Origin of the sequence: Vibrio sinaloensis (assembly GCF_000808535.1) — a bacterium.
Taxonomy (GTDB): domain Bacteria; phylum Pseudomonadota; class Gammaproteobacteria; order Enterobacterales; family Vibrionaceae; genus Vibrio; species Vibrio sinaloensis_D.
Genome location: NZ_JWLV01000012.1, coordinates 135,510 through 158,103 on the forward strand (window position 1 = coordinate 135,510; position 22,594 = coordinate 158,103).

General features: G+C 46.2%; 21 protein-coding genes. 6 read left to right on the forward strand and 15 right to left on the reverse strand.

The window, feature by feature from the left end; translation table 11 throughout:
* The first annotated feature begins 68 nt into the window (after positions 1–68).
* A complete protein-coding gene (glnD, locus tag RJ47_RS09390) occupies positions 69–2,690 on the forward strand; it encodes a bifunctional uridylyltransferase/uridylyl-removing protein GlnD (protein ID WP_039483439.1) in 2,622 nt (873 codons plus the stop codon).
* A gap of 161 nt (positions 2,691–2,851) precedes the next feature.
* A complete protein-coding gene (locus RJ47_RS09395) occupies positions 2,852–3,235 on the forward strand; it encodes a DUF3461 family protein (RefSeq protein WP_005473565.1) in 384 nt (127 codons plus the stop codon).
* Positions 3,236–3,300: 65 nt separating this feature from the next.
* Here RJ47_RS09395 and pgpA read toward each other — a convergent pair whose 3' ends face one another.
* The 14 genes from pgpA to RJ47_RS09465 all read right to left on the reverse strand — a co-directional run bounded on the left by pgpA (position 3,301) and on the right by RJ47_RS09465 (position 15,850).
* Positions 3,301–3,807 carry a phosphatidylglycerophosphatase A gene (pgpA, locus tag RJ47_RS09400; RefSeq protein WP_039483442.1) on the reverse strand — a complete coding sequence of 169 codons (507 nt, stop codon included), beginning with the start codon at positions 3,805–3,807 and terminating at the stop codon, positions 3,301–3,303.
* A 12-nt stretch (positions 3,808–3,819) separates the two neighbouring features.
* Positions 3,820–4,785, reverse strand: coding sequence for a thiamine-phosphate kinase (thiL, locus tag RJ47_RS09405; RefSeq protein ID WP_039483445.1), 966 nt, complete (start codon positions 4,783–4,785; stop codon positions 3,820–3,822).
* An 82-nt stretch (positions 4,786–4,867) separates the two neighbouring features.
* Positions 4,868–5,335, reverse strand: a complete 468-nt coding sequence (gene nusB / locus RJ47_RS09410) for a transcription antitermination factor NusB (protein ID WP_005473507.1) — start codon at positions 5,333–5,335, stop codon at positions 4,868–4,870.
* Positions 5,335–5,805: a 6,7-dimethyl-8-ribityllumazine synthase gene (ribE, locus tag RJ47_RS09415; RefSeq protein ID WP_005440184.1), complete on the reverse strand. Its 471-nt coding sequence runs from the start codon at positions 5,803–5,805 to the stop codon at positions 5,335–5,337. The genes nusB and ribE overlap by 1 nt, the downstream gene beginning before the upstream one ends.
* A gap of 170 nt (positions 5,806–5,975) precedes the next feature.
* Complete coding sequence (ribBA, locus tag RJ47_RS09420) at positions 5,976–7,085, reverse strand: bifunctional 3,4-dihydroxy-2-butanone-4-phosphate synthase/GTP cyclohydrolase II (RefSeq protein ID WP_038190727.1); 1,110 nt, start codon at positions 7,083–7,085, stop codon at positions 5,976–5,978.
* A 60-nt stretch (positions 7,086–7,145) separates the two neighbouring features.
* Positions 7,146–7,799 (reverse strand): riboflavin synthase, encoded by a 654-nt coding sequence (locus tag RJ47_RS09425; protein ID WP_038139572.1) that lies wholly within the window; start codon positions 7,797–7,799, stop codon positions 7,146–7,148.
* Positions 7,800–7,801: 2 nt separating this feature from the next.
* Positions 7,802–8,908 (reverse strand): bifunctional diaminohydroxyphosphoribosylaminopyrimidine deaminase/5-amino-6-(5-phosphoribosylamino)uracil reductase RibD, encoded by a 1,107-nt coding sequence (gene ribD, locus RJ47_RS09430; protein WP_039483448.1) that lies wholly within the window; start codon positions 8,906–8,908, stop codon positions 7,802–7,804.
* 16 nt (positions 8,909–8,924) lie between these two features.
* On the reverse strand, positions 8,925–9,374 hold the full coding sequence (gene nrdR / locus RJ47_RS09435) for a transcriptional regulator NrdR (RefSeq protein ID WP_038139576.1): 450 nt from the start codon (positions 9,372–9,374) through the stop codon (positions 8,925–8,927).
* A 104-nt stretch (positions 9,375–9,478) separates the two neighbouring features.
* Positions 9,479–10,729, reverse strand: a complete 1,251-nt coding sequence (locus RJ47_RS09440; RefSeq protein ID WP_039483451.1) for a glutamate-5-semialdehyde dehydrogenase — start codon at positions 10,727–10,729, stop codon at positions 9,479–9,481.
* Positions 10,730–10,739: 10 nt separating this feature from the next.
* Positions 10,740–11,873: a glutamate 5-kinase gene (gene proB / locus RJ47_RS09445; protein ID WP_038139580.1), complete on the reverse strand. Its 1,134-nt coding sequence runs from the start codon at positions 11,871–11,873 to the stop codon at positions 10,740–10,742.
* Positions 11,874–12,040: 167 nt separating this feature from the next.
* Positions 12,041–12,430, reverse strand: coding sequence for a sigma factor-binding protein Crl (gene crl / locus RJ47_RS09450; protein WP_038190735.1), 390 nt, complete (start codon positions 12,428–12,430; stop codon positions 12,041–12,043).
* Positions 12,431–12,535: 105 nt separating this feature from the next.
* Positions 12,536–13,783 (reverse strand): esterase FrsA, encoded by a 1,248-nt coding sequence (gene frsA, locus RJ47_RS09455; protein ID WP_038190736.1) that lies wholly within the window; start codon positions 13,781–13,783, stop codon positions 12,536–12,538.
* Between the two features lie 98 nt (positions 13,784–13,881).
* On the reverse strand, positions 13,882–14,346 hold the full coding sequence (gene tet(34) / locus RJ47_RS09460; protein ID WP_005473584.1) for an oxytetracycline resistance phosphoribosyltransferase domain-containing protein Tet(34): 465 nt from the start codon (positions 14,344–14,346) through the stop codon (positions 13,882–13,884).
* Between the two features lie 214 nt (positions 14,347–14,560).
* The gene (locus RJ47_RS09465; RefSeq protein ID WP_005473593.1) at positions 14,561–15,850 is read right to left on the reverse strand and encodes an NCS2 family permease; all 1,290 of its coding nucleotides are present in this window, start codon (positions 15,848–15,850) and stop codon (positions 14,561–14,563) included.
* A 1,029-nt stretch (positions 15,851–16,879) separates the two neighbouring features.
* Here RJ47_RS09465 and RJ47_RS09470 point away from each other — a divergent pair.
* The 4 genes from RJ47_RS09470 to RJ47_RS09485 all read left to right on the forward strand — a co-directional run bounded on the left by RJ47_RS09470 (position 16,880) and on the right by RJ47_RS09485 (position 21,032).
* Complete coding sequence (locus RJ47_RS09470) at positions 16,880–18,352, forward strand: aminoacyl-histidine dipeptidase (protein WP_039483454.1); 1,473 nt, start codon at positions 16,880–16,882, stop codon at positions 18,350–18,352.
* A 280-nt stretch (positions 18,353–18,632) separates the two neighbouring features.
* On the forward strand, positions 18,633–19,073 hold the full coding sequence (locus RJ47_RS09475; protein WP_005473502.1) for an ATP-dependent zinc protease: 441 nt from the start codon (positions 18,633–18,635) through the stop codon (positions 19,071–19,073).
* Entirely contained in the window at positions 19,073–19,978 is a 906-nt protein-coding gene (gene rimK / locus RJ47_RS09480; protein ID WP_005473485.1) for a 30S ribosomal protein S6--L-glutamate ligase, read from the forward strand. The genes RJ47_RS09475 and rimK overlap by 1 nt, the downstream gene beginning before the upstream one ends.
* Positions 19,938–21,032 (forward strand): succinylglutamate desuccinylase/aspartoacylase family protein, encoded by a 1,095-nt coding sequence (locus RJ47_RS09485; RefSeq protein WP_039483457.1) that lies wholly within the window; start codon positions 19,938–19,940, stop codon positions 21,030–21,032. Before rimK ends, RJ47_RS09485 begins: the two co-directional genes overlap by 41 nt.
* Before the next feature lie 69 nt (positions 21,033–21,101).
* Here the strand turns inward: RJ47_RS09485 and RJ47_RS09490 are convergent, their stop codons facing one another.
* On the reverse strand, positions 21,102–22,466 hold the full coding sequence (locus RJ47_RS09490) for a sodium-dependent transporter (RefSeq protein WP_005473500.1): 1,365 nt from the start codon (positions 22,464–22,466) through the stop codon (positions 21,102–21,104).
* Between the last annotated feature and the right edge of the window lie 128 nt (positions 22,467–22,594).

The following is a 22,594-nucleotide window of genomic DNA, read 5'->3' on the forward strand; positions in this document are numbered from 1 at the left end:
CGGGGATATTTTTTTATCTACCCTTCTGTTAAATTGGTCGATAGGACTATTTTGCACGGACTTGCTGTATGCCTTTTCAATCCCCGCTGACGTTCGATGATCAGCAAATCACCATCAGTGAACTCAAAGCCCAATTAGAAAAATTTGCCGACTACCAAAAAACGGAATTTTTAACTCATCATCCGGTCACCGATCTAGTGCTAGGGCGAGCTGAGTACATTGACCTGCTACTCAACCGCTTATGGCAACATTTTGGTTTTTCCGAGCTACCTAATATCAGTTTGGTCGCCGTCGGGGGGTATGGCCGAGGAGAGCTTCATCCTCTTTCCGATATTGATATTTTGGTTGTGTCACGCAAAACATTGCCAGAATCTCTTGCGACCAAAGTCAGTGAGTTTATTACGTTACTTTGGGATCTTAGATTGGAAGTGGGTCATGCGGTTCGCAGCGTAGAAGAGTGTGCGACTATCGGGCGAGAAGATTTAACCGTTGCCACGAACTTACAAGAGTCTCGTTTACTTTGTGGCTGCGAAGATACCTTCCACCAGCTAAAAATGGTGATTCACTCGGAATCGTTTTGGCCAAGTGAAGTCTTCTACAAAGCGAAGATTAAAGAGCAGAAAGATCGTCATGCTCGCTATCACGACACCACCTACAACCTAGAGCCGGATATCAAATCTACCCCAGGTGGACTTCGCGATATCCACACCCTAAGTTGGATTGCCCGTCGACATTTCGGCGCAACGTCACTCCTTGAGATGAGTCGTTACGGCTTTTTAACCGATGCAGAATACCGAGAGTTGGTTGAGTGCCAAGATTTCTTGTGGCGCGTGCGTTTTGCTCTGCATATCGAACTAAAACGTTACGACAACCGCCTAACCTTCGCTCATCAGGCGCAGGTGGCCGAAAGCTTAGGCTTTAGCGGCGAAGGCAATCGTGGCGTCGAGATGATGATGAAAGAGTTCTACCGAACGCTACGCCGTGTCGCAGAGTTAAACAAAATGCTTCTCAAGCTGTTCGATCAAGCCATCTTGGAGAACGGTGTCGAAGCTGAGCCAGAAGTGCTAAGTGACGACTTTCAACGCCGAGGTCACTTGATTGAAGCGCGTAAGCCTGCCCTATTCCAAGCTCGCCCTGAAACGATTCTCGACATGTTCTTACATATCGCCAACGATTCAACCATTGAAGGGGTTGCGCCTCCAACCATGCGCCAACTTCGAACTGCAAGGCGTCGTTTGAACAAGTTCCTACATACGATTCCCGAAGCTCGCGAAAAGTTTTTAGAGCTGTGCCGCCACCCAAATGCTCTGCACAAAGCTTTCAGTTTGATGCATAAGTTGGGGGTCCTTGCCGCTTACTTGCCACAGTGGAGCCAAATTGTCGGCCAGATGCAGTTTGACCTCTTCCATGTATACACGGTTGATGAACACAGTATTCGCTTACTCAAACATATCAACACCTTTAGCTACGCGAAAAATCACGATAAGCATCCGATCTGCTGTGAAGTCTACCCGAGAATTCAAAAGAAAGAATTGCTGATCATTGCCGCTATTTTCCATGATATCGGTAAAGGACGTGGGGGTGATCACTCAGTGATTGGTGAAGGGGAAGCTTATCACTTCTGCATTGAGCACGGGCTTTCTAAACCTGAAGCTAAGCTTGTGGCTTGGCTAGTACGTCATCACTTATTAATGTCCGTCACAGCGCAAAGACGCGACATCTACGACCCAGAGGTGATCACAGAGTTTGCCAAACAGGTTCGCGATGAAGAGTATCTGGAGTACCTCGTCTGCCTTACTGTCGCCGATATTTGTGCCACCAACCCAGAGTTATGGAACAGTTGGAAACGCACGTTATTGGCTGAGCTTTTCTACTCGACCCAACGAGCACTGCGCCGCGGGCTAGAGAACCCAGTGGATGTGCGCGAGCGTATTCGTCACAACCAACAATTGGCTTCCGCTCTACTGCGCAAAGAGGGCTTCAACGCGCGTGAAATCGAAGTGCTATGGCAACGCTTCAAAGCGGACTACTTCCTACGACACACACACAAACAGATCGCATGGCACTGTATGCATCTTCTTCGCCACGAAGATCACTCTCAGCCTCTCATCCTGATTTCTAAGAAAGCGACCCGTGGGGGCACCGAAGTGTTCGTCTACAGTAAAGACCAACATGCGCTGTTTGCTACTGTGGTCGCTGAGTTGGATAGACGTAACTTTAACGTTCACGATGCGCAAGTTATGACCAGCAAAGACGGTTATGTTCTCGATACTTTCATGGTGTTGGATCAACATGGTGAAGTCGTCGACGAGAGTCGCCACAAAGCGGTCATTAAACACCTCACTCACGTTTTGCAAGATGGACGCCCGACTAAAATCAAAACTCGCCGCGTCCCTCGTAATTTGCAGCACTTTACCGTCAAAACTCAGGTCGATTTTCTGCCAACGAAAAGTAAAAAGCGTACCTTAATGGAGTTTGTTGCATTGGATACTCCAGGCTTATTGGCGACTGTCGGTGCAACCTTCGCTGACCTTCATGTTCACTTACACGCTGCCAAGATCACGACCATAGGTGAACGCGCAGAAGATTTATTCATCATTACGAGTGAAAATGGTGGAAAATTAACCGATCAAGAAGAAAACCAATTAAGGGAGCTATTAGTGAGCAATGTGGCAGAATTAGCACCTTAAGCGATCTTGACCACAAGTTGTTACACTGTTCGAAAAATCAACTATCTACAACGTGAATAGGCTGCTACATTATTTAGTGTTCAGTAAATAATCCAAGCCCGACCAAACGCTTTATTGCGTATTGTCTTGATTGGTATAACACACAAATAAAGAGGTAGCCTATGTTTCCACACCTCACTGGTTTAGGGATTCACGAACCTAAACAGATTGAGCGCTATTCACTCCGTCAAGAAGCGCATAAGGATGTGTTGAAAATCTATTTTCGTAAGCAAAAAGGAGAGCTGTTTGCGAAAAGCGTTAAGTTTAAATACCCGAGACAGGTGAAAAATGTCTTGGTTGACAGCGGTAGTCACAAATACAAAGAAGTGACAGAAATCAACCGCAACTTAACCTTGGTTATCGATGAACTGAATAAGATCACTAAGCCAGAAACCTCCGCAGAGTTGGACGTTAAAGAGAAAATCTTGTCTGACCTGCGTCATCTAGAGAAGGTGGTTTCAAGTAAGATCGCTGAGATCGAGGCGGATCTGGATAAACTGAAGTAGATAGTTGATTGAAAGGGTTGGTTATGATGCCAACCCTTTTTCGATTAGAGCAGGTAATCTCTTGCTTACCCTAACCAACCTGCGTACTTGCCTACAGCGTAAAGGGCAAAGCCTGCCATCACCCCAGCAACGATATCATCGAGCATAATCCCTAACCCGCCGTGGACTCGTTTATCGAGCCAACCAATTGGCCAAGGCTTCACCATGTCGAAGAAACGGAACAACACAAATCCGGTTAATAACCATTTCCAGTCTGTCGCCGAGAGGTTAAACAGTGGCACAACCAGCATCGTAATCCAAAAGCCAGCAAACTCATCCCAAACAATCGAGCCATGATCATGAACCCGCATATCATCGGAGGTGACCTGACAAATTTTAACGCCAACCACACAAGCGGCCGCAACAACGACAAGGTAAAGGGGTAAAGGCAGTTGCACTAGCAATAAATAAAAGGGGATCGCAGCTAACGTTCCCATAGTGCCAGGTATGATTGGGGATAAGCCACTGCCAAACCCTGTCGCCAATAAATGCCACGGATTTTTCAGAGAAATAAGAGATAAAGGGTTTGCCATAATACTGCTTAATTAGTTGAAATGATCGTAACCTGAAAGCGTCCAATCGAGCGCTTTACCTTGAGAGTGAATCTCAAACATACCTTCTGGGCGAATTTGACCAATACAGGTAATCTGGGTGCCGCAATGCGCGAGCGCACTCTCAATAGCACCTAGGTTTTGCTCAGGGACGGTAAAGCACAGTTCATATTCTTCGCCACTCGACAATGCGTACTGTTGCGCTTGTTCAGCACTACCTAGAAACTGAACCAACTCATTAGAAACAGGAAGCGTTGATACGTCAATACTCGCGCCAACATTAGAACGTTTTAAAATGTGTTTTAAATCGGATATTAAGCCATCCGAAATATCGATGGCTGAGCTTGCCAGCCCCAATAGAGCTTGACCAACTAACACCCTTGGAGACGATAGGTAATGTCGCTGCTCTAACTCAGATGCATAAGGCTTATCTTTCTGCAGAGCAGACAAGATCACATCCAGTCCGGCTTTGCTGTCGCCAAGATTCCCCGTGACATAGATACGGTCGCCAACCCTAGCACCGTTGCGACGCAGCGCTTTTTCAGGATTCACTAGCCCTTGAACCGTTAAGGTCAAGCTAAGTGGACCTTTCGTCGTATCGCCGCCAATCAACTGAATACCAAAGTAGTCAGCGAGTGAAAAAAACGACTCACAAAATGGGGCAAGCCATGCCTCATCTGGCTCAGGCATGGTTAGTGCGAACGAAACCCAGGCAGGGGTCGCCCCCATCGCAGCCAAATCGCTAATATTAGAAGCCAACGCTTTATGCGCTACCAAAGCGGGCTCGGCGTCTGCCAAGAAGTGTGTTCCCGCGACTAAGGTATCTGTGCTGATGGCCACTGACAAACCTTGAGGCACTTGAACTAAGGCGCAGTCATCACCAGCGGCGAGCAAAACATCGTTGCGCTGCTTTTGACGGCCGACGAAGTATTTTTCAATGAGATTAAATTCACCTGACATAGCGTTCTTGTTTTCGTTTTGGGTGTCTTTATACCTATAAAAAAGGTCAGCAGATGCTGACCTTTTTATATTCTGTATTCGATTACTTCTTACGAACGTGTGGTGCTGCTTTATCAAGTACACCATTCACGAACTTGTGGCTCTCTTCTGCAGCGAACACTTTTGCAAGTTCAATCGCTTCGTTGATCACCACTTTGTAAGGCACATCTTCACGACGTGTCATTTCGTACATCGCTAGACGAAGCAATGCTAACTCCATCATGTCCAAATCTTGCATTGGACGCGCTGTATACGGACGAATCTTGCTATCAAGCTCTGTGTGACTTAGCACAACACCTGTTAGTAGGTCACGGAAGTATGCAACGTCTGTGTCTGGAGTAGAAAGTGCAGGCTCTGAGGCATGATGTTCTTCTTCATCATACTTGCCACCTGACAAAAACTGCTCCTCAATCGTAGCAACATTTTCTTTAGTAATTTGCCAAGAGTAGATTGCTTGTAGAGCAAATCGACGTGCATTACGACGTGCGGCTGGTTTCACACTGGCCCCCATTAGGAATCAATTTCAGAAAGAACGTTAATCATCTCAAGTGCGCTTAGTGCAGCCTCTGCACCTTTATTACCAGCCTTGGTTCCTGCGCGCTCGATTGCTTGGTCAATTGTATCAACCGTCAGTACGCCGAATGCAACTGGAAGGCTGTATTCCAGAGAAACTTGCGCAAGACCTTTGTTACATTCACTACAAACATAGTCGAAATGTGGAGTGCCGCCACGAATAACAGTACCTAAAGATACGATCGCATCGTACTTGCCTGTTTTTGCTACGCGTTGAGCAACAAGAGGAAGCTCTACAGCGCCAGGACAACGAACAACAGTAATGTTGTCTTCGCTAACTTGGCCATGACGTTTTAAAGTATCGATTGCACCAGACAATAGACTTTCGTTAATAAAACTGTTGAAACGAGAAATAACGATAGCAATTTTTGCGTTTGGCGCTGGGAAGCCACCCTCGATCACTTTCATAAGCCTTCCTTTAACTATGTTCATCAAGTGAGAATCGCCGGATTCTAGCACAAATCTGTGAGCAATATCTAATGGAAATTTAGCATTACCCGCCTTGTTCACAACAGATTGAAAACAAAGAGGGCAAATGCTGAAACATTTGCCCTCTTCATCAAAGTGCGTGTTAGCGATTACTCACAAACGTACTCAACCACATTAAGACCGAAGCCGCCTAGGGCGTGATACTTCTTGCTTGCCGACGACAACAAACGCATATCATGGACGCCAAGGTCTGCAAGGATCTGAGAGCCCACCCCAACACGGCGTGATGTACCTTGTTTCTTAGCCAACGTCGGAGCTTCGCCCTTGTCTTGCGCTTCGAACATTTTCACACGGTGGATCAGCAAGTCCGTCGATTCTTCGTTGCCTAAGATGACCAATACCCCGCCATCTTTCCCGATACGCTTCATTGCAGCATCGAGTGTCCAGCTACGCTCAGCATTGCGATCGCTATGAAGTAAGTCTGTGAAGGTATCTTGTAAGTGAACACGTACTAACGGAGCGTCACCGGTCAAGTCACCTTTGCACAACGCGTAGTGAATTTGGTTGTCAATAGTGTCACGGAATGTCACCAAATTAAAATCGCCAAATTCGGTTGGAAGCTTACACTCCGCGACGCGTTCGATGGTCGTTTCGGTGTTATTGCGATACTCGATAAGGTCTGCGATAGTGCCTAACTTGATGCCGTGCTTCTCAGCGAAGATTTCCAAATCTGGGCGACGCGCCATGGTGCCATCGTCATTAAGGATTTCAACAATCACGCCTGCAGGCTCTAGACCGGCAAGACGAGCGAGATCACAGCCTGCTTCAGTATGCCCTGCGCGGGTTAGCACGCCTCCTTCTTGCGCCGCTAGTGGGAAAATATGACCAGGTTGAACCAAGTCAGCAGCTTTGGCGTCTTTCGCAACCGCCGCTTGTACCGTGCGCGCACGGTCTGCCGCAGAAATACCGGTTGTTACTCCCTCTGCGGCTTCAATAGAAACGGTAAAGTTGGTTGTATATTGGGCGTTATTGTCTTGCACCATCGGAGGTAAGCCAAGACGCTCACAACGCTCTTTCGTCATCGTCAAACAAATCAAACCGCGACCGTGAGTTGCCATAAAGTTGATCGCTTCTGGCGTCACGTGCTCTGCCGCCATGATCAAATCACCTTCGTTTTCGCGGTCTTCGTCATCCATTAGGATAACCATTTTACCTAGGCGAATATCTTCAATAATCTCTTGCGGGGTACTAATTGGCATTTTGCATTCCTATCTTGGCTTCTAGCGGCTAATTGAGTGAGTTAACAACGCAAGGTTAACTTAAGCAAATCCGTTCTGTTGTAAAAATTCCATGGTGATTTTTGATTCTGGTTGTTGCTCTTGCTGGCAGGTCAGAAGGCGCTCCATGTAGCGTGCTAATACATCTACTTCTAGGTTCACTTTTCGGCCCACATTGAAGTCAGCAATGGTTGTTTCTTCACCTGTATGCGGCACTATCGTGAGCTTAAAGGCATTCTTACGTAATGCATTCACCGTCAGACTGATACCATCGACCGTAATTGAGCCTTTTTCTGCGACGTATTTGGCGATTTCTTGCGGCATCGCCACCCAAAACTCGATCGCGCGACCAACCATATTACGTTCTACGATTTCACCTACGCCATCCACGTGCCCAGAGACAATATGGCCGCCAAAGCGCGTTGTCGGCAACATGGCTTTTTCTAAGTTGACCTTGTCACCCGCTTGGTAATCTGCAAAACCAGTTTTCTGCAGCGTTTCAAGCGATAAGTCAGCGGTATAGCTATTTTCGCTAAATGCCACAACCGTTAGGCAAACACCATTGGTCGCAATGCTATCGCCTAATTTGACATCCGCCATGTCTAGCTTACCGGCATTGACCGTAACGCTAATATCTTCGCCTTTAGGCGTAATTGCAGTGAGAGTGCCGACTGCTTCAACAATACCTGTAAACATGCTTAATTTTCTTTCTTTAATATGGTGGCAACAATGCGGATATCTTTACCCACCTGTCTTACATCTTTGATATCAAGCTCAATGACGTCGCTCATTGACTCTAATCCTAGCGCTCCTAACAAACCACGACCATCGCTACCCATGATTTTAGGCGCTAAGTAAATGACGAGTTCATCGACTAAATCTTGCTGGAGCAAACTGCTTGCTAAGGTTGCACCAGCCTCGACCCAGATATGATTGATATTGTGCGCGCTTGCTAATGTAGCAAACGTATCTTGAAGTGAGATTTGCTGATCCGCATTGAGGGTCATTTCAACGTCGCCTTCAGGCCCAACAATTAACGTCTCTCCCCCAGCTTGAAACAACTTAAGCTCGGTGGTGAGTTGGTTCTGGCGATCAAGAATGACACGGACTGGCTGACGCAGTTGAGATTCAGAGTATTGAGCTTTTACTGACTCGGGTAAGTCGCTCCAGCGGACATTAAGAGAAGCATTGTCCTCAATGACGGTTTTGCTTGTCGAGAGGACAGCACCACTTTGAGCTCGATATCTTTGTACATCTCGGCGCGCGGCTTCTGACGTAATCCACTGACTCTTACCGTTGGCTAATGCCGTTTGTCCATCCAAACTCGCCGCCATTTTTAGCTGTACAAAAGGCAAGCCCGTTTGCATTCGTTTGATGAAAGACGGATTGAGAGCGATAGCGTCTTGCTCTAACAAGCCCACTTCCACCTCTATCCCAGCGTCACGTAGCATTTGAATACCGCGACCAGCGACTTGAGGGTTCGGGTCTTGCATTGCGCATATCACCTTGGCAACTTTCGCTTTGATCAGCCCTTCAGCACATGGCGGCGTTCGCCCGTAATGAGAACAAGGTTCTAGAGTCACGTACGCAGTGGCTCCTACCGACTTGTCCCCTGCCATTCGCAAGGCATGAACTTCGGCATGAGGCTCACCCGCTCGGTAGTGAAAGCCCTCTCCGACAATGTCACCATTTTGCGTGATCACGCAGCCAACGTTTGGATTGGGCGCAGTGGTATAGATGCCGCCTTTTGCTAGCCATATAGCCCGCGACATCATGTTGAAATCGGTTTCAGTGAATTGAGACATTCCTTTACACCTGCAGTTAGTCTTCCAGTCTGGCAATTTCTTCGCCAAATTCACGAATATCTTCAAAACTACGGTAAACCGAAGCAAAACGGATGTATGCGACTTTGTCCAACTCTTTAAGCTGGTCCATCACTAAGTTACCAATCATTTCGCTCGGTACTTCTCGTTCACCCGTCGCTCGAAGCTGCGACTTAATCAAACTGATTGATACATCGACCGCATCCGCACTGACTGGCCTTTTCTCTAGCGCTCGTTGAAGTCCGCCCACCATTTTGTCTTCGTTGAATGGTTCACGGTTGCCATTCGACTTAATAACTCGGGGCATGACCAACTCTGCGGTTTCAAATGTCGTAAATCGCTCACTACACGCGAGGCACTGCCTGCGACGACGAACTTGATGACCGTCAGCCACCAATCGGGAATCGATTACCTTAGTATCGTTTTCAGAACAAAAAGGACAATGCATATCACCTCCATATAAGTGTTCGACAGTGTAGCGGATTTGCAGATCACAAGAAAAGCAAAAGGGGCTAGATAGCCCCTTTTTCAATCAATCTTTAGGTTGTTTTGTTAACTACGCGGCAAGTAGTTCGCTTTACCGACCCACTTGTAGCTTGTCAACTCTTCCAAGCCCATAGGACCACGAGCGTGCAGTTTCTGCGTAGAGACCGCCACTTCAGCACCTAAACCAAACTGTGCACCGTCCGTAAAGCGTGTTGATGCGTTAACATAAACCGCCGCTGAACCCACTGAATTGATGAATAATTCCGAGTTCTCGAGACTATTTGTCATGATCGCATCCGAGTGGCTCGCGTTGTGAACACGCATGTGATCGATGGCTTCTTTGACATCGGCAACCACTTTAACGCCTAACGTGTAGCTCAACCATTCGGTGTCAAAATCCCCCTCACCCGCGTCACGCAAGTCTTTCGCGCTTGATAACAAGGCTTTCGCTTTTGGCTCTGCAACTAGAGCAACTTTGTCCACCAGACGCTCAGCAAGCATTGGTAAGAAATCCGCCGCAACCTTTTCATGCACAAGTAGCGTATCTAGTGAGTTGCAAGCTGATGGGCGTTGCACTTTCGAGTTCTCAACCACGTTCAGCGATTTTTCAAGATCGGCACTTTCGTCAACAAAAATGTGGCTGATACCAAAACCACCAATGATGACTGGAATCGTGCTGTTCTCTTTACACATTTTGTGCAAGCCAGCTCCGCCGCGTGGAATAATCATATCCACGTATTCATCGAGTTTTAGAAGCTGCGAAACCAGTTCACGATCAGGCTTTTCAATGTACTGAACCGACGCCGCAGGTAGACCCGCTTTTGCCAACGCAGATTGAATGACTTTAACCAACTCCATGTTAGAAAAGAACGTCTCTTTACCACCGCGTAGAATACTCGCGTTACCCGTTTTTAAGCACAAGGCTGCGATGTCGATGGTGACATTTGGACGCGCTTCGTAAATAACCCCGACAACACCAAGTGGTACACGGCGACGAGAAAGGGACATACCGTTTTCAAGTACTTTGCTGTCTAACTCGCTACCAACCGGATCATTAAGACTGATGACATTGCGCACATCATTCGCAATGCCAGATAAGCGCTCTTCGTTAAGCAGAAGACGGTCCAATAGTGCCTCTGTCAGCCCTGCTTCACGCCCTTTTTCAATGTCTTTTGCATTCGCGGCAAGAATAATCTTTGCATTGGCTTCTAGCTCATCGGCGATAATAGCGAGTGCTTTGTTTTTTTGTGCCGTTGATGCTGTCGCCAGTTGAAACGCTGCTTCTTTTGCAGCTTGGCCCATAGAAATCAGTTCCACAATTCTTTCCTTATTCTTGGATTACGACCATGTCGTCACGATGAAGCACTTCACTGCCGTAGTCGTAACCTAAAATACCGATAATATCTTTGCTGTGTTTGCCGACGATTTTAGCCATATCTTGGCTTGAGTAGCTGGCGATACCACGTGCAACCAGCTTACCTTGAGCGTCAGTAACACGGACAACATCACCTCGCGCGAACTCACCGCTCACTCCCGTCAAGCCTTTGGCAAGCAAGCTGCTTCCTTTCTCTACCACCGCATTAACCGCGCCATCATCAATGACAATGTCGCCTGATGCTGCAGGACCTGCCAAGATCCAACGCTTGCGGTTTTCGAGCGCTTCTTCACACGGAAGGAAACGGGTCCCTTGTGGCTCATCACTCAATGAGTCAAAAACAACATTCGGAGCGCTACCTGCGGCGATAATAACTTCAATACCTGCTCGTCGTGCGATATCAGCGGCTTGTAACTTAGTCGCCATACCGCCAGTGCCTAGCGTTGTGCCACTACCACCAGCAATTTTACGCAGTGTATCATCAATGGTTTTCACTTCTTTGATTAACTCAGCGTTAGGATCTTTACGAGGGTCTGCTGTAAATAATCCTTTTTGATCGGTCAGCAGCAATAGCTTGTCGGCACCACACAAAATACCAACCAATGCCGATAAGTTATCATTGTCACCAACTTTGATTTCACTGGTCGCAACGGCATCGTTTTCGTTAACAACGGGAATAATATCGTTTTCAACCAGCGCGTTGATGGTGTCACGAGCATTTAAGAAGCGCTCGCGATCCTCTAAATCTGCCCGCGTCAGCAACATCTGACCAATTTTCAAACCGTAGATAGCAAACAATGATTCCCACGTTTGAATCAATTGGCTTTGACCAACGGCCGCTAACAGTTGCTTACTGGCCATAGAGTTGGGCAATGCGGGGTAACCTAGGTGCTCTCGACCAGCCGCGATGGCGCCAGACGAAACCATCACCACTGAGTGGCCTTGTTTTTTTAGCTCAGCGCATTGACGAACCAACTCAACCATATGAGCTCGGTCTAACGCCAGCGTTCCACCAGTTAATACACTAGTACCTAGTTTCACTACCACAGTCTGTGGCTGTAGTACTTTTCCGCTTTCTTGATTCATTGCCTTTCTACTATGAAATAAATACAAACCGTCACAATCGACGCAGTCACAACAAGACGCTGAAGATTGATTAGACCTGATGTTTTAGCAATCAAATGGTAAATTCACAAGTAGAAAAGGCGCGAAAACGCGCCTTTTTGTTGTTGGTAGAGGGTAAACGATGAAAATCAGACGAATTCGACAGATTCTTCGTGCATTTGAACCTCTAGTGCAAATTGACTTTTCAAGGTTTCGACGAGCTTGTCATGGAACGCCACTTGAGTACGGTTGACGTCCTCGACCACTTTTTTCGGTATGCTCTTTTCTTGCCAATCTCCAGTCACATCATAAAGCCCAGTGCGATAGCGTGCTTGGAATACACCATCTTGTAGATTGAGCTCTAACCACCACCCCCAAAACTCTCTTTTTTCTGGTGACTTTTTATCGTCTACACAAACAGACAAGCAATCAAACAAATAAGCCCCTTCTTCACACTGCGATTCGCGTAAATAAGGTCCAATTGCCCTCATAACGGAAACCAAACGATAGTGAGTCGGCTTTTTTATAGTATCAGACATTATGAATCTCCATATTCATCACTGAAATTATTATAAAAGGCTGATTCCAGGACTTGTTAGTCTAGGTACAGCCTAATATCAGTGTCGTCTAAAATACTTGAGATGTCATCTCATTAGCTCATCTTCTAGCCACTTAATCGCTAAATCGAGGGATTGCTCATATCCTTGTGTAATTGTTTTTGCACTGATTTTCTTCGCTTTACCGTAGTCGCTGTATAAAGCAACCATCTGATTATCGCTATAAGGGGAAACAGGATCTCCTTCTAAGCTCATTGCCAAAATAGGGACACGAGTTTTACGGCTAGACAATATCCCCTGCACTTTCAACGACCAAGCCATCAGTTGACTCGACAGGCTATGAATATCAACTGCATTTTTGCCTAAACGCGACGCCAGCACATCAAGGTACATCTTCGGCATACTCTTGAGCTTATCGGGTGATGATAAGACATCATGGATCGGAGCCCCCATCGAGACACACGCCTTGATTTTATCTTGCTCCAAAAATGAAAGACGCACCATCGCATTACCACCAAAGCGAAAACCAATCAGCCCTACTCTGTGATGATCGACCCAAGGAATGGAGTACAACTCATTGAGCACAGCCTGGTGCAATACTGACGTGTCTTCAGTTAAGTTCCAGTGCGTATTGTGCCCAATCGAAGGCATATCGACGGTTAGCATCGCGATATTTTTCTTCGCAAGATGGTCACGGAAAACGGTCCACAAGTCGGTTTGCAAACTGTCCAGCCCAGCACTCACAATCACCACAGGTTGCGGCTTTTCGGTACTGGTAAGGTGAAGGTGAGCAATAATGCTTTTTTTCTGATAAGGGATCTCTAACCGCTTTACGATGTACTTAGTCTTCTTGGTCGCTTCGGTATATGCAGAACTTGCTAAAACTTGCGCCTGAGTCGCCAGATTATCGTTTTTTAGATGCGGATAGCCGGCAATGCTAAAACAGAGTGACGCATTAAAAAGCTCATCAGCCGCGTCTTCGCCCTTCAGTTGCGATGAACGCTTTTGGTGAAGCATGCCGAGCTTCGTCCACTCATAGGTCCAGTTACCACTGTGATACCCCATGACGGTGTCTAACCACTCTTCATGAGTTCGGGAATGCTTCGAAGCTGCGATTTTGGCGAGCACCGCTTCAATCTCGATTGGATCTAAGCCCTGCCACGTCCATTGCATTCGACGCAAATTTCGATACCACTTGTATCCGTCACTCTCACGCTTTTCATCCAAGAAGCTCTGGCTACTTGGCATATATCGAGTCAGTTCCGAGGTTTCTTTCGCTTGCTTATGATTCGCAAACAACGTTTCAGAGAGATTCTTGCTGACTTCCTCAGACATGGGCTTAACCTAGTAAATGTGCTTTTCTAAATTGTATAAAAAAAAATGGCCCAATAAAGGGCCATTTATCAAGAATCAGCGGCATTGTGCCATTTTGATTACTTTTGTTTGCGGTTGATTGGCTCAACGTACTGGATAGACATGTCCCATGGCTGCTCAATCCATGTATCTTGAGCAATGTCTACCACGTAATCGTCTAGCAGTTCTACTCCAGCAGGTTTTGCACAAACAGCAATCAATTTTGCTTTCGGGTACATTTCACGTAACTTACGCGCGGTATCACCACTGTCAACTAGGTCTTCCACGATCAGGAAGCCTTCACCGTCACCTTCAGGTGCTTTTACAACAGTCATATCACGTTGGTGGTCGTGGTCATAGCTTGAGATACAAATCGTATCAACGTGACGAATACCGAGCTCACGAGCAAGAATTGCCCCGGGAACCAAACCACCACGGCTTACCGCCCAAATACCTTTCCACTGCTCAGCTGGCATCTGTTTCTCAGCCAACTCGCGACAGAATGTGTGCATTTGGTCCCATGTGATAATGAATTTCTTAGCCATTGTAATAACCTAATAATTTGAAAAATCCGCATCCCCACAAAGCGTGACTGTCGGTTTGGAGTGCTTTAGCAAGTTGGGGAAAAGCTACGCAAACGTTTATTTTAACGGATGAGACTGGTAATACCAATGATTAACCTCTCCTCAAAACGAAAAAACATCGCTACAGCAGAGAAACAGCCATAGCGATGCTCAAAAATGTGATAGGTAAGTCTAATTAAGCAAACAAGTACTTAAGAATGAAGACTGCAGAAAGAACCCACACACTGATTGAAACTTCACGACCACGGCCACTCAACAGTTTAATCGCTGCGTAAGAGATAAAGCCAAGCGCGATACCTTCAGCAATTGAGTAAGTTAATGGCATTAGAAGACAAGTCACTACGACTGGAGCCGCTTCTGTTAGATCACGCCAGTCAACACTTACCAATCCAGACATCATTAGGATCGCAACGTAGAATAGCGCACCCGCTGTTGCGTAAGCTGGGATCATGCCCGCCAATGGTGAGAAGAAAAGAGCTAAAAGGAACAACACCCCAACTACAACGGCAGTAAGACCAGTACGACCACCAGCAGCCACACCAGCTGTTGATTCAACGTAAGATGTTGTACTTGATGTACCAATCATCGCACCAACTGACGTCGCGGTAGAATCAGCCAGTAACGCTTTGCTTAAACGCGGTAGTTTGCCATCTTCTTTAATAAGGTCAGCTTTTTGCGCAACGCCAACCAGAGTACCTGCCGTATCGAATAGGTCAACGAACAGGAATGCGAACACCACAGAAATCATACCCACTTCGAAGACATCGGCGATATTCATTTGCATGAATGTTGGTGCAACACTTGGTGGCGTAGACATAATACCGCCCCACTGAACATCACCCAACATCAAACCAATCACTGTAATGATCAAAATTGCAATCATTACCGCGCCACGAACGCCTCGATAGACAAGACCAATGGTCAAAAAGAAGCCAAGAGCAGCAAGAGCAGGCTGGAGACCAGTAATATGGCCAAGACCAACCAAGGTTGCTGGATTGTCGACAACAATGCCTGAGTTTTGCAGGCCGATAAATGCCAAGAACAAACCGATACCTGCAGAAATACCAGTACGAAGAGACATCGGGATCGAGTTGATGATCCACTCACGAACCTTAAAAATACTCAAGGCCATGAAGATGAGACCTGAGACAAATACAGCCCCAAGCGCAACCTGCCATGAATGCCCCATACCTAGAACAACACCGTAGGTAAAGAAGGCATTTAAGCCCATACCTGGAGCAAGCGCGATAGGATAATTCGCAACAAAACCCATAATGAAACAGCCAATTGCCGCAGCAAGACAGGTAGCGACAAACACAGCGCCTTTATCCATACCTGCATCTGCTAACATTGCTGGGTTAACAAAGATAATGTAGGCCATGGTTAAAAAGGTGGTAACACCCGCGATGATCTCAGTTTTAACGTTCGTGCCGTTTTCACTGAGTTTGAACAGTTTTTCGAACATGATCGAATCCTAAAAGGGTAAAAAGTAAACGGTTGCGTAATCGATTGGCCGGAATTATAAAGTTATAAAATTTCAAATTCCAGATAGAATTAACACTCTAATCAACATTTCTACCATCTAGCTTGTCTATTTAAGATCAACCGACCAATCTAGTGTAAAAATACCCGATAAAATTCAATCACTAAGACTGCGAACCATATAAAACACTGTTCGGTTATTTTTTATACTTATGAGAAAAATTACCGGTTGGATTTGTGTAAGAAACGCGGAGGGAATATGTGTTTATGCGAATAATATGCAGGGAACTCAAAGCGATAGAAGAAACACTTTATCGGTGTGCACTTTTTAATCGGAAAGTAAAAGGGATAAAAAAACGCCACTCAATTTGAGTGGCGGTTGAATCATGTCAGCTATATAGGAGCTGTAAAAAAATTCCAATATATAGGGGTGAACAAACTTGTTCGAGAGTCACAAACTTGGATTAGTATCCGAAGCTTGTTGGGTAAGTAAAGCTGCCTGTGTAAACTGAGCTGTTTAGCCAGAACGCTGCACTTGGTAAACCTTTCATAACTATCACCTTCTAAATCAATGAAAACTAAATAAACACTATTGATTTCTCGGTTCCTTGGAGGCGACAAATCGGACTCATCCTTTGAGCATTTTCTCTTCGCTTTCGAAGTTGGTGTAAATATACCTCAAAGAAATTTAATTACAAGCACAAAAGTGACAAAAGTCACAAAAAGTTCACCAATTGACTTAGATCAAACAAATATTGTAATTTAATTACAGTTATATCAATTTATTATTTTTGTTTCTTACACCTGATAAGAGTCCGGTAACATAAGCATTGCAGATAAAATCAGTATTCTGTGATAGCAGCGAAACAAATCCTCACTTCTTTCTCTACACCCGAATCTCGGAGAGTGCTATTCTGTGCGTCTACTTAATAGGTCACATCTAGATTAATCATCTGAAATTTGAAATGTTGAAGTCATAAGATCTGGCATTATTCTTTATAAGGAGTCATCCGTGTCTGAATTCCATTCTGAAATCAGCAACTTATCACCTGCTCCACTATGGCAGTTTTTCGATAAGATCTGTTCCATCCCTCACCCTTCTAAACATGAAGAAGCGCTTGCCCAATACATTGTCAATTGGGCGACAGAGCAAGGTCTAGACGTTCGTCGTGATCCAACAGGCAACGTGTTCATTAAAAAACCAGCAACACCGGGCATGGAAAACAAGAAAGGCGTCGTTCTGCAAGCGCACATCGATATGGTGCCGCAGAAGAATGAAGACACCGATCATGACTTCACTAAAGATCCAATCCAACCTTATATCGATGGCGAATGGGTAACAGCGAAAGGGACGACTCTGGGTGCTGACAACGGCATGGGCATGGCATCGTGTCTAGCAGTACTTGCCTCTACAGATATTAAGCACGGTCCAATCGAGGTTCTGCTGACGGTTGATGAAGAAGCAGGCATGACAGGCGCGTTTGGTCTTGAAGCAGGTTGGTTGGAAGGTGAGATCCTTTTGAACACTGACTCAGAGCAAGAAGGCGAAGTCTACATGGGTTGTGCGGGTGGTATCGACGGTGAAATGACTTTCGATATCAAGCGTGAAGCAATCCCAGCAGGTTACGTGACTCGTCAGCTAGTGCTAAAAGGCCTAAAAGGTGGTCACTCTGGTTGTGATATTCATACAGGTCGTGGTAACGCAAATAAATTGGTTGCACGTTTCCTTGCAGGTCACGCCCAAGAACTTGATCTTCGTCTAGTGGAGTTCCGTGGTGGCAGCCTACGTAATGCGATTCCTCGTGAAGCTTTCGTCACTGTCGCGGTTCCTGCTGAAAACGAAGCAAAGTTGGCAGAGCTATTTGAGTTCTACACCAACCTATTAAAAACTGAACTCGGTAAAGTAGAAACCGACATTGTTTCTTTTAATGAAGCCATCGACACCGACGCTCAAGTTTTAACCATCGCAGATCAGCAACGCTTCATCGCCGCTCTAAACGCATGTCCAAATGGTGTGATCCGTATGAGCGATGAAATCGAGGGCGTCGTTGAAACTTCTCTGAATGTTGGTGTAATCACCACTGAAGAAGACAAAATTCAAGTTCTCTGCCTTGTGCGTTCTCTTATTGACTCAGGTCGTCAGCAAGTGGAAGGCATGTTGACTTCAGTTGCTGAGTTAGCAGGTGCAAGTATCGAGTTCTCTGGCGCTTACCCTGGCTGGAAACCGGATGCAGATTCTGAAATCATGGCTATCTTCCGTGATATGTACGAAGGCATCTACGGCCACAAGCCAAACATCATGGTAATCCACGCAGGTCTAGAATGTGGTCTATTTAAAGAACCTTACCCGAACATGGATATGGTCTCTTTCGGTCCAACCATCAAGTTCCCTCACTCTCCAGATGAAAAAGTGAAGATTGATACCGTTGCCCTATTCTGGGAGCAAATGGTCGCTCTACTAGAAGCTATTCCAGAAAAAGCGTAAAGCATTTCGCATTACTTCAACTTATCCAAAAAGCCAGCTCAGATTAGCTGGCTTTTTTAATACTTCAGCTTTCCTTTCGATAAATTTTCTTTGTCGTGACGGTGAGTTTTTTTCGTTAGTCACACCGAATCTCGGTTGCTAAATTCCCCCTCCTTGAAGCGCCTATGGGTACATTCTTACTCTCTTCAAGCACAAGACTCGGCACAAATTCGACCGGTCATGTTGGGGATGTTCACTTCACCCGAACATCTTAAATACTCTCTAAAAATATGTTACTGCGATGAAAGAAAAACTATTAGTCGGCTGGCGAGAAACTCTTAGCCTGCCAGGTTTAGGTATTAATGAAATTAACGCAAAAATTGATACCGGAGCCAGGACGTCTTGCTTACACGCGTTCAAAGTAGAGAGCTTTAAAAAGGATGAAGCTCTGTGGGTTCGCTTTTGGATCCACCCAAAACAACATGACACGGAATTCGAAACAGTCTGTGAAGCGAAAGTCATTGATGAGCGTATCGTTCGCGATTCAGGTGGCCATGAAGAAGCACGCTACGTGATCGAATCAGAACTGAGTATTGGCGGAAAAAGTTGGCCAATCGAAATTACATTAACTAATCGCGAAAATATGGCTTTTCGCATGTTGTTAGGTCGCACTGCAATGCACGAGCGCATCATTGTCGACCCTGTTGAATCGTTTTTAGTCCCTTTCGAGGAAAGCAAATAATGAAAATTGGTATTCTGTCTCGCAACGCGAACTTATACTCAACAAAGCGTTTAATTGAAGCGGCAGAAAGCCGTGGCCACGAAGTGAAAGTGATTGATGCGCTGCGTTGTTACATGAATATCAACTCAGAGAAGCCAGAAATACACTTCAAAGGTGAAGAGCTATCTGGTTTTGATGCGATTGTTCCTCGAATCGGTGCATCAGTCACCTTCTATGGTACAGCGGTACTTCGCCAATTCGAAATGATGGGCGTATACCCAGTCAATGAGTCCGTCGCCATCACTCGTTCACGTGACAAACTGCGCTCAATGCAACTATTATCACGTAAAGGCATTGGTATGCCGATCACTGGGTTTGCAAGCAAGCCTGATGACGTCAAAGACCTACTTGAAATGGTCGGTGGTGCACCCGTAGTTATTAAGCTACTTGAAGGCACTCAAGGTATCGGTGTGGTTCTTGCTGAAACTCGTAAAGCTGCAGAAAGCGTGGTTGAAGCATTCATGGGACTAAAAGCGAATATCATGGTGCAAGAGTACATCAAGGAAGCGGGCGGCGCGGATATTCGCTGTTTCGTGATTGGTGACAAAGTGATTGCTGCGATGAAACGCCAAGGTGCAGAAGGTGAATTCCGATCGAACCTACACCGTGGTGGCAGTGCATCTTTAATCAAGATCACTCCTGAAGAACGCCGTACTGCCGTCGCAGCAGCGAAAATAATGGGTCTAAATGTGGCTGGGGTGGATCTACTCAGATCAGACCGTGGTCCATTGGTCATGGAAGTAAACTCATCTCCAGGTCTTGAAGGTATTGAGGCCGCAACTGGTAAAGACATTGCTGGAATGATTGTCGAATTTATTGAGAAAAATGCGGCAAGTAAAAGGACAAAAACTCGTGGCAAAGGCTAAAAAGAATAGCGCATTTGAATTTCTCGGCGAGCTTGTCTCGCCGGGTGAACGTAAGGTCATTGAGTTAGAAGCTGCCAAGCTTTATACCCACTCACCTCTATCAATTCCTGTAGAGATCATCAACGGCCGCTTAGCGGGTCCCGTTTTGATGGTGAATGCCGCGATCCATGGTGACGAACTGAACGGTGTCGAAATCGTAAGACAGCTCATCAACACCATCGACGCAAGCAAGCTAAAAGGGACGGTTATCGCCGTTCCTATTGTTAACGTATTTGGCTTTATCCATAAGTCTCGCTATCTACCAGATAGACGTGATTTAAACCGCTGCTTCCCTGGCAGTGAGAAAGGATCGCTTGCATCACGTATGGCGCATACTTTCTTCTCTCAAGTAGCGAAGCGCTGTGATTACATTCTGGATTTACATACTGGTGCGATCCATCGTACAAACTTGCCTCAGATCCGTGCTGATCTGAGTAACCCAGAAACCCTAAGAATTGCTCAGGCGTTTGCGACGCCAGTTATCGTCGATGCTCCACTTCGAGACGGTTCTCTGCGCAGCGAAGCTGAACGCCTGGGCATTCCTGTACTGACATACGAAGCGGGCGAAGCACTGCGCTTTGAGCCAATCTGTATCAGTGCAGGTTTCATCGGTGTACAGCGCGTGATGCAAGCCATTGGTATGCTACGCTCAAGCCGTAAAAAGCTGCCACCTCATGTGATTGCAAAATCCACCAGCTGGTTGCGTGCGGAAAGCGATGGTATCTTGCGTACTGTCGTCACACTGGGTGAGAAGGTAGAGAAGGGCCAAGTATTGGCGTACATCAGCGCCCCTCTTGGTCACAGTGAGATTGAACTCACGGCTCGCAAAGGCGGCATTGTTATCGGTCAACAGACACTACCTTTGGTAAACGAAGGTGATGCGATCTTCCACTTAGCTTACTTTGAGCAAGATGACGAAGAAGTCGAACAGGTCGTAGAAGAGTTTATTGAAGAAGTGACGGATCTTGATGTTGATCCTTTGACTACAGGTCAAATCAACACTCCAACTCAGTAGACTAAACCGCTAAAACAAAGAGCCCGCATATGACTATGCGGGCTCTTTGTGTTGGTGAGGTTTAGGCAATTAACCAAATGATGCCCAAATAACGGTCGCGACAAGGATCGGGCAGACAAACTTCACGTAAGCTGGCCATAGCTTACCAAACCACCCCTGAGTAAACTCCGGGCACCCTTGCTCTAGCTCTTTAATCTTAGAATGGCGATTCCATACCCAGCCACCAAATAAGCAGAATAGTAAAGCTGCTGCTGGCTGCAGATATTGAGTTGCAACCATCGCCACCAACCCAAATAGCTCCCCAAAGTTGTACACGATGATGACACTCAACAGCGCAATCAAGCCACCAAGTACCCAACTCGTTGACGTACGTTTTGTATTGAAACGCTCGCTGACCAGAGCAACCGGACACTCCAACATCGAGATAGATGACGTCAAGGCAGCAATGGTTAGTAGCAAGAAGAACACAATAGCAAACAGCTGGCCAAGCAAGCCTAAACTGTCAAACATCAGTGGCAGCACTGTGAACACTAAGGTATCAGAACTGAGTAGCGAACCATCTTCAGCATAAATCTGTACGCCCTTTTGCATCGCAACAAACATGGCAGGCATAACCACCAATCCAGCAATAAACGCAACTGCAGTATCCACCAGCGTAACGTTCATCGCCATCTTCGGTAAGTTCTCTTTCTTACTCAGATAAGAGCCATAAATCAGCATCGAGCAGCCGCCAATCGTCAGCGAGAAGAACCCTTGCCCCATCGCCGCTAAGATTAACTTGCGGTCCATTACTTTCTCAAAGTCTGGGATCAAGTAGTGCTTTAACCCTTCCATCGCACCGCTTTGCGTCATGATGTAGATAAAAAGCAGACCAAACAGCACAAACAGCGCAGGCATCAGGCGAGTCGACCATTTCTCTATGCCCTGCTTCACCCCGCCTTGAACAATTAAAATCGTCAGAACGTAAAAAGTGATGGTACCGAAAAGGTTACGTTCAACACTGAAGCCTTTAAACCAAGCCGTCGCCGCTTCCATGCCCAACACATCCGTGATTGCGCCTAACAGGAAGCAAATCAACCAACCACCAACGATACTGTAAAACGCCAGTACCGCACTTGGGACACTTAAACCAATCCAGCCTACCGCTGCCCCAACACGCTTACCAATAGGGTTAGAGGTCAACGAACGCATGCTATCAACAGGGTTAGCTTGCCCGTGGCGACCAATCGCCATCTCAACCACCAGCATAGGGAAGGCAACAACAAGAATCATCACCAAATAAACAAGCAAGAACGCACCACCGCCATTACTCGCTGCTTGAGTTGGAAATCCCCAAATGTTACCTAGGCCAACCGCAGCACCTGCCGCAGCCAGAATAAAACCAAGACGTGAACCAAAATGTTCACGAGATTGAGAGGTATCTACTTGTGCCATATAACTTCACTTGCACCATTGAACTAGTTGACTAGTACAATAAAAGAAAAATCTACAATCAGCAATGATATTGGAACTTAATTAAAGTCGATGGGACAAAAAACAGTCAGCTTTATCTGTAAACAAAA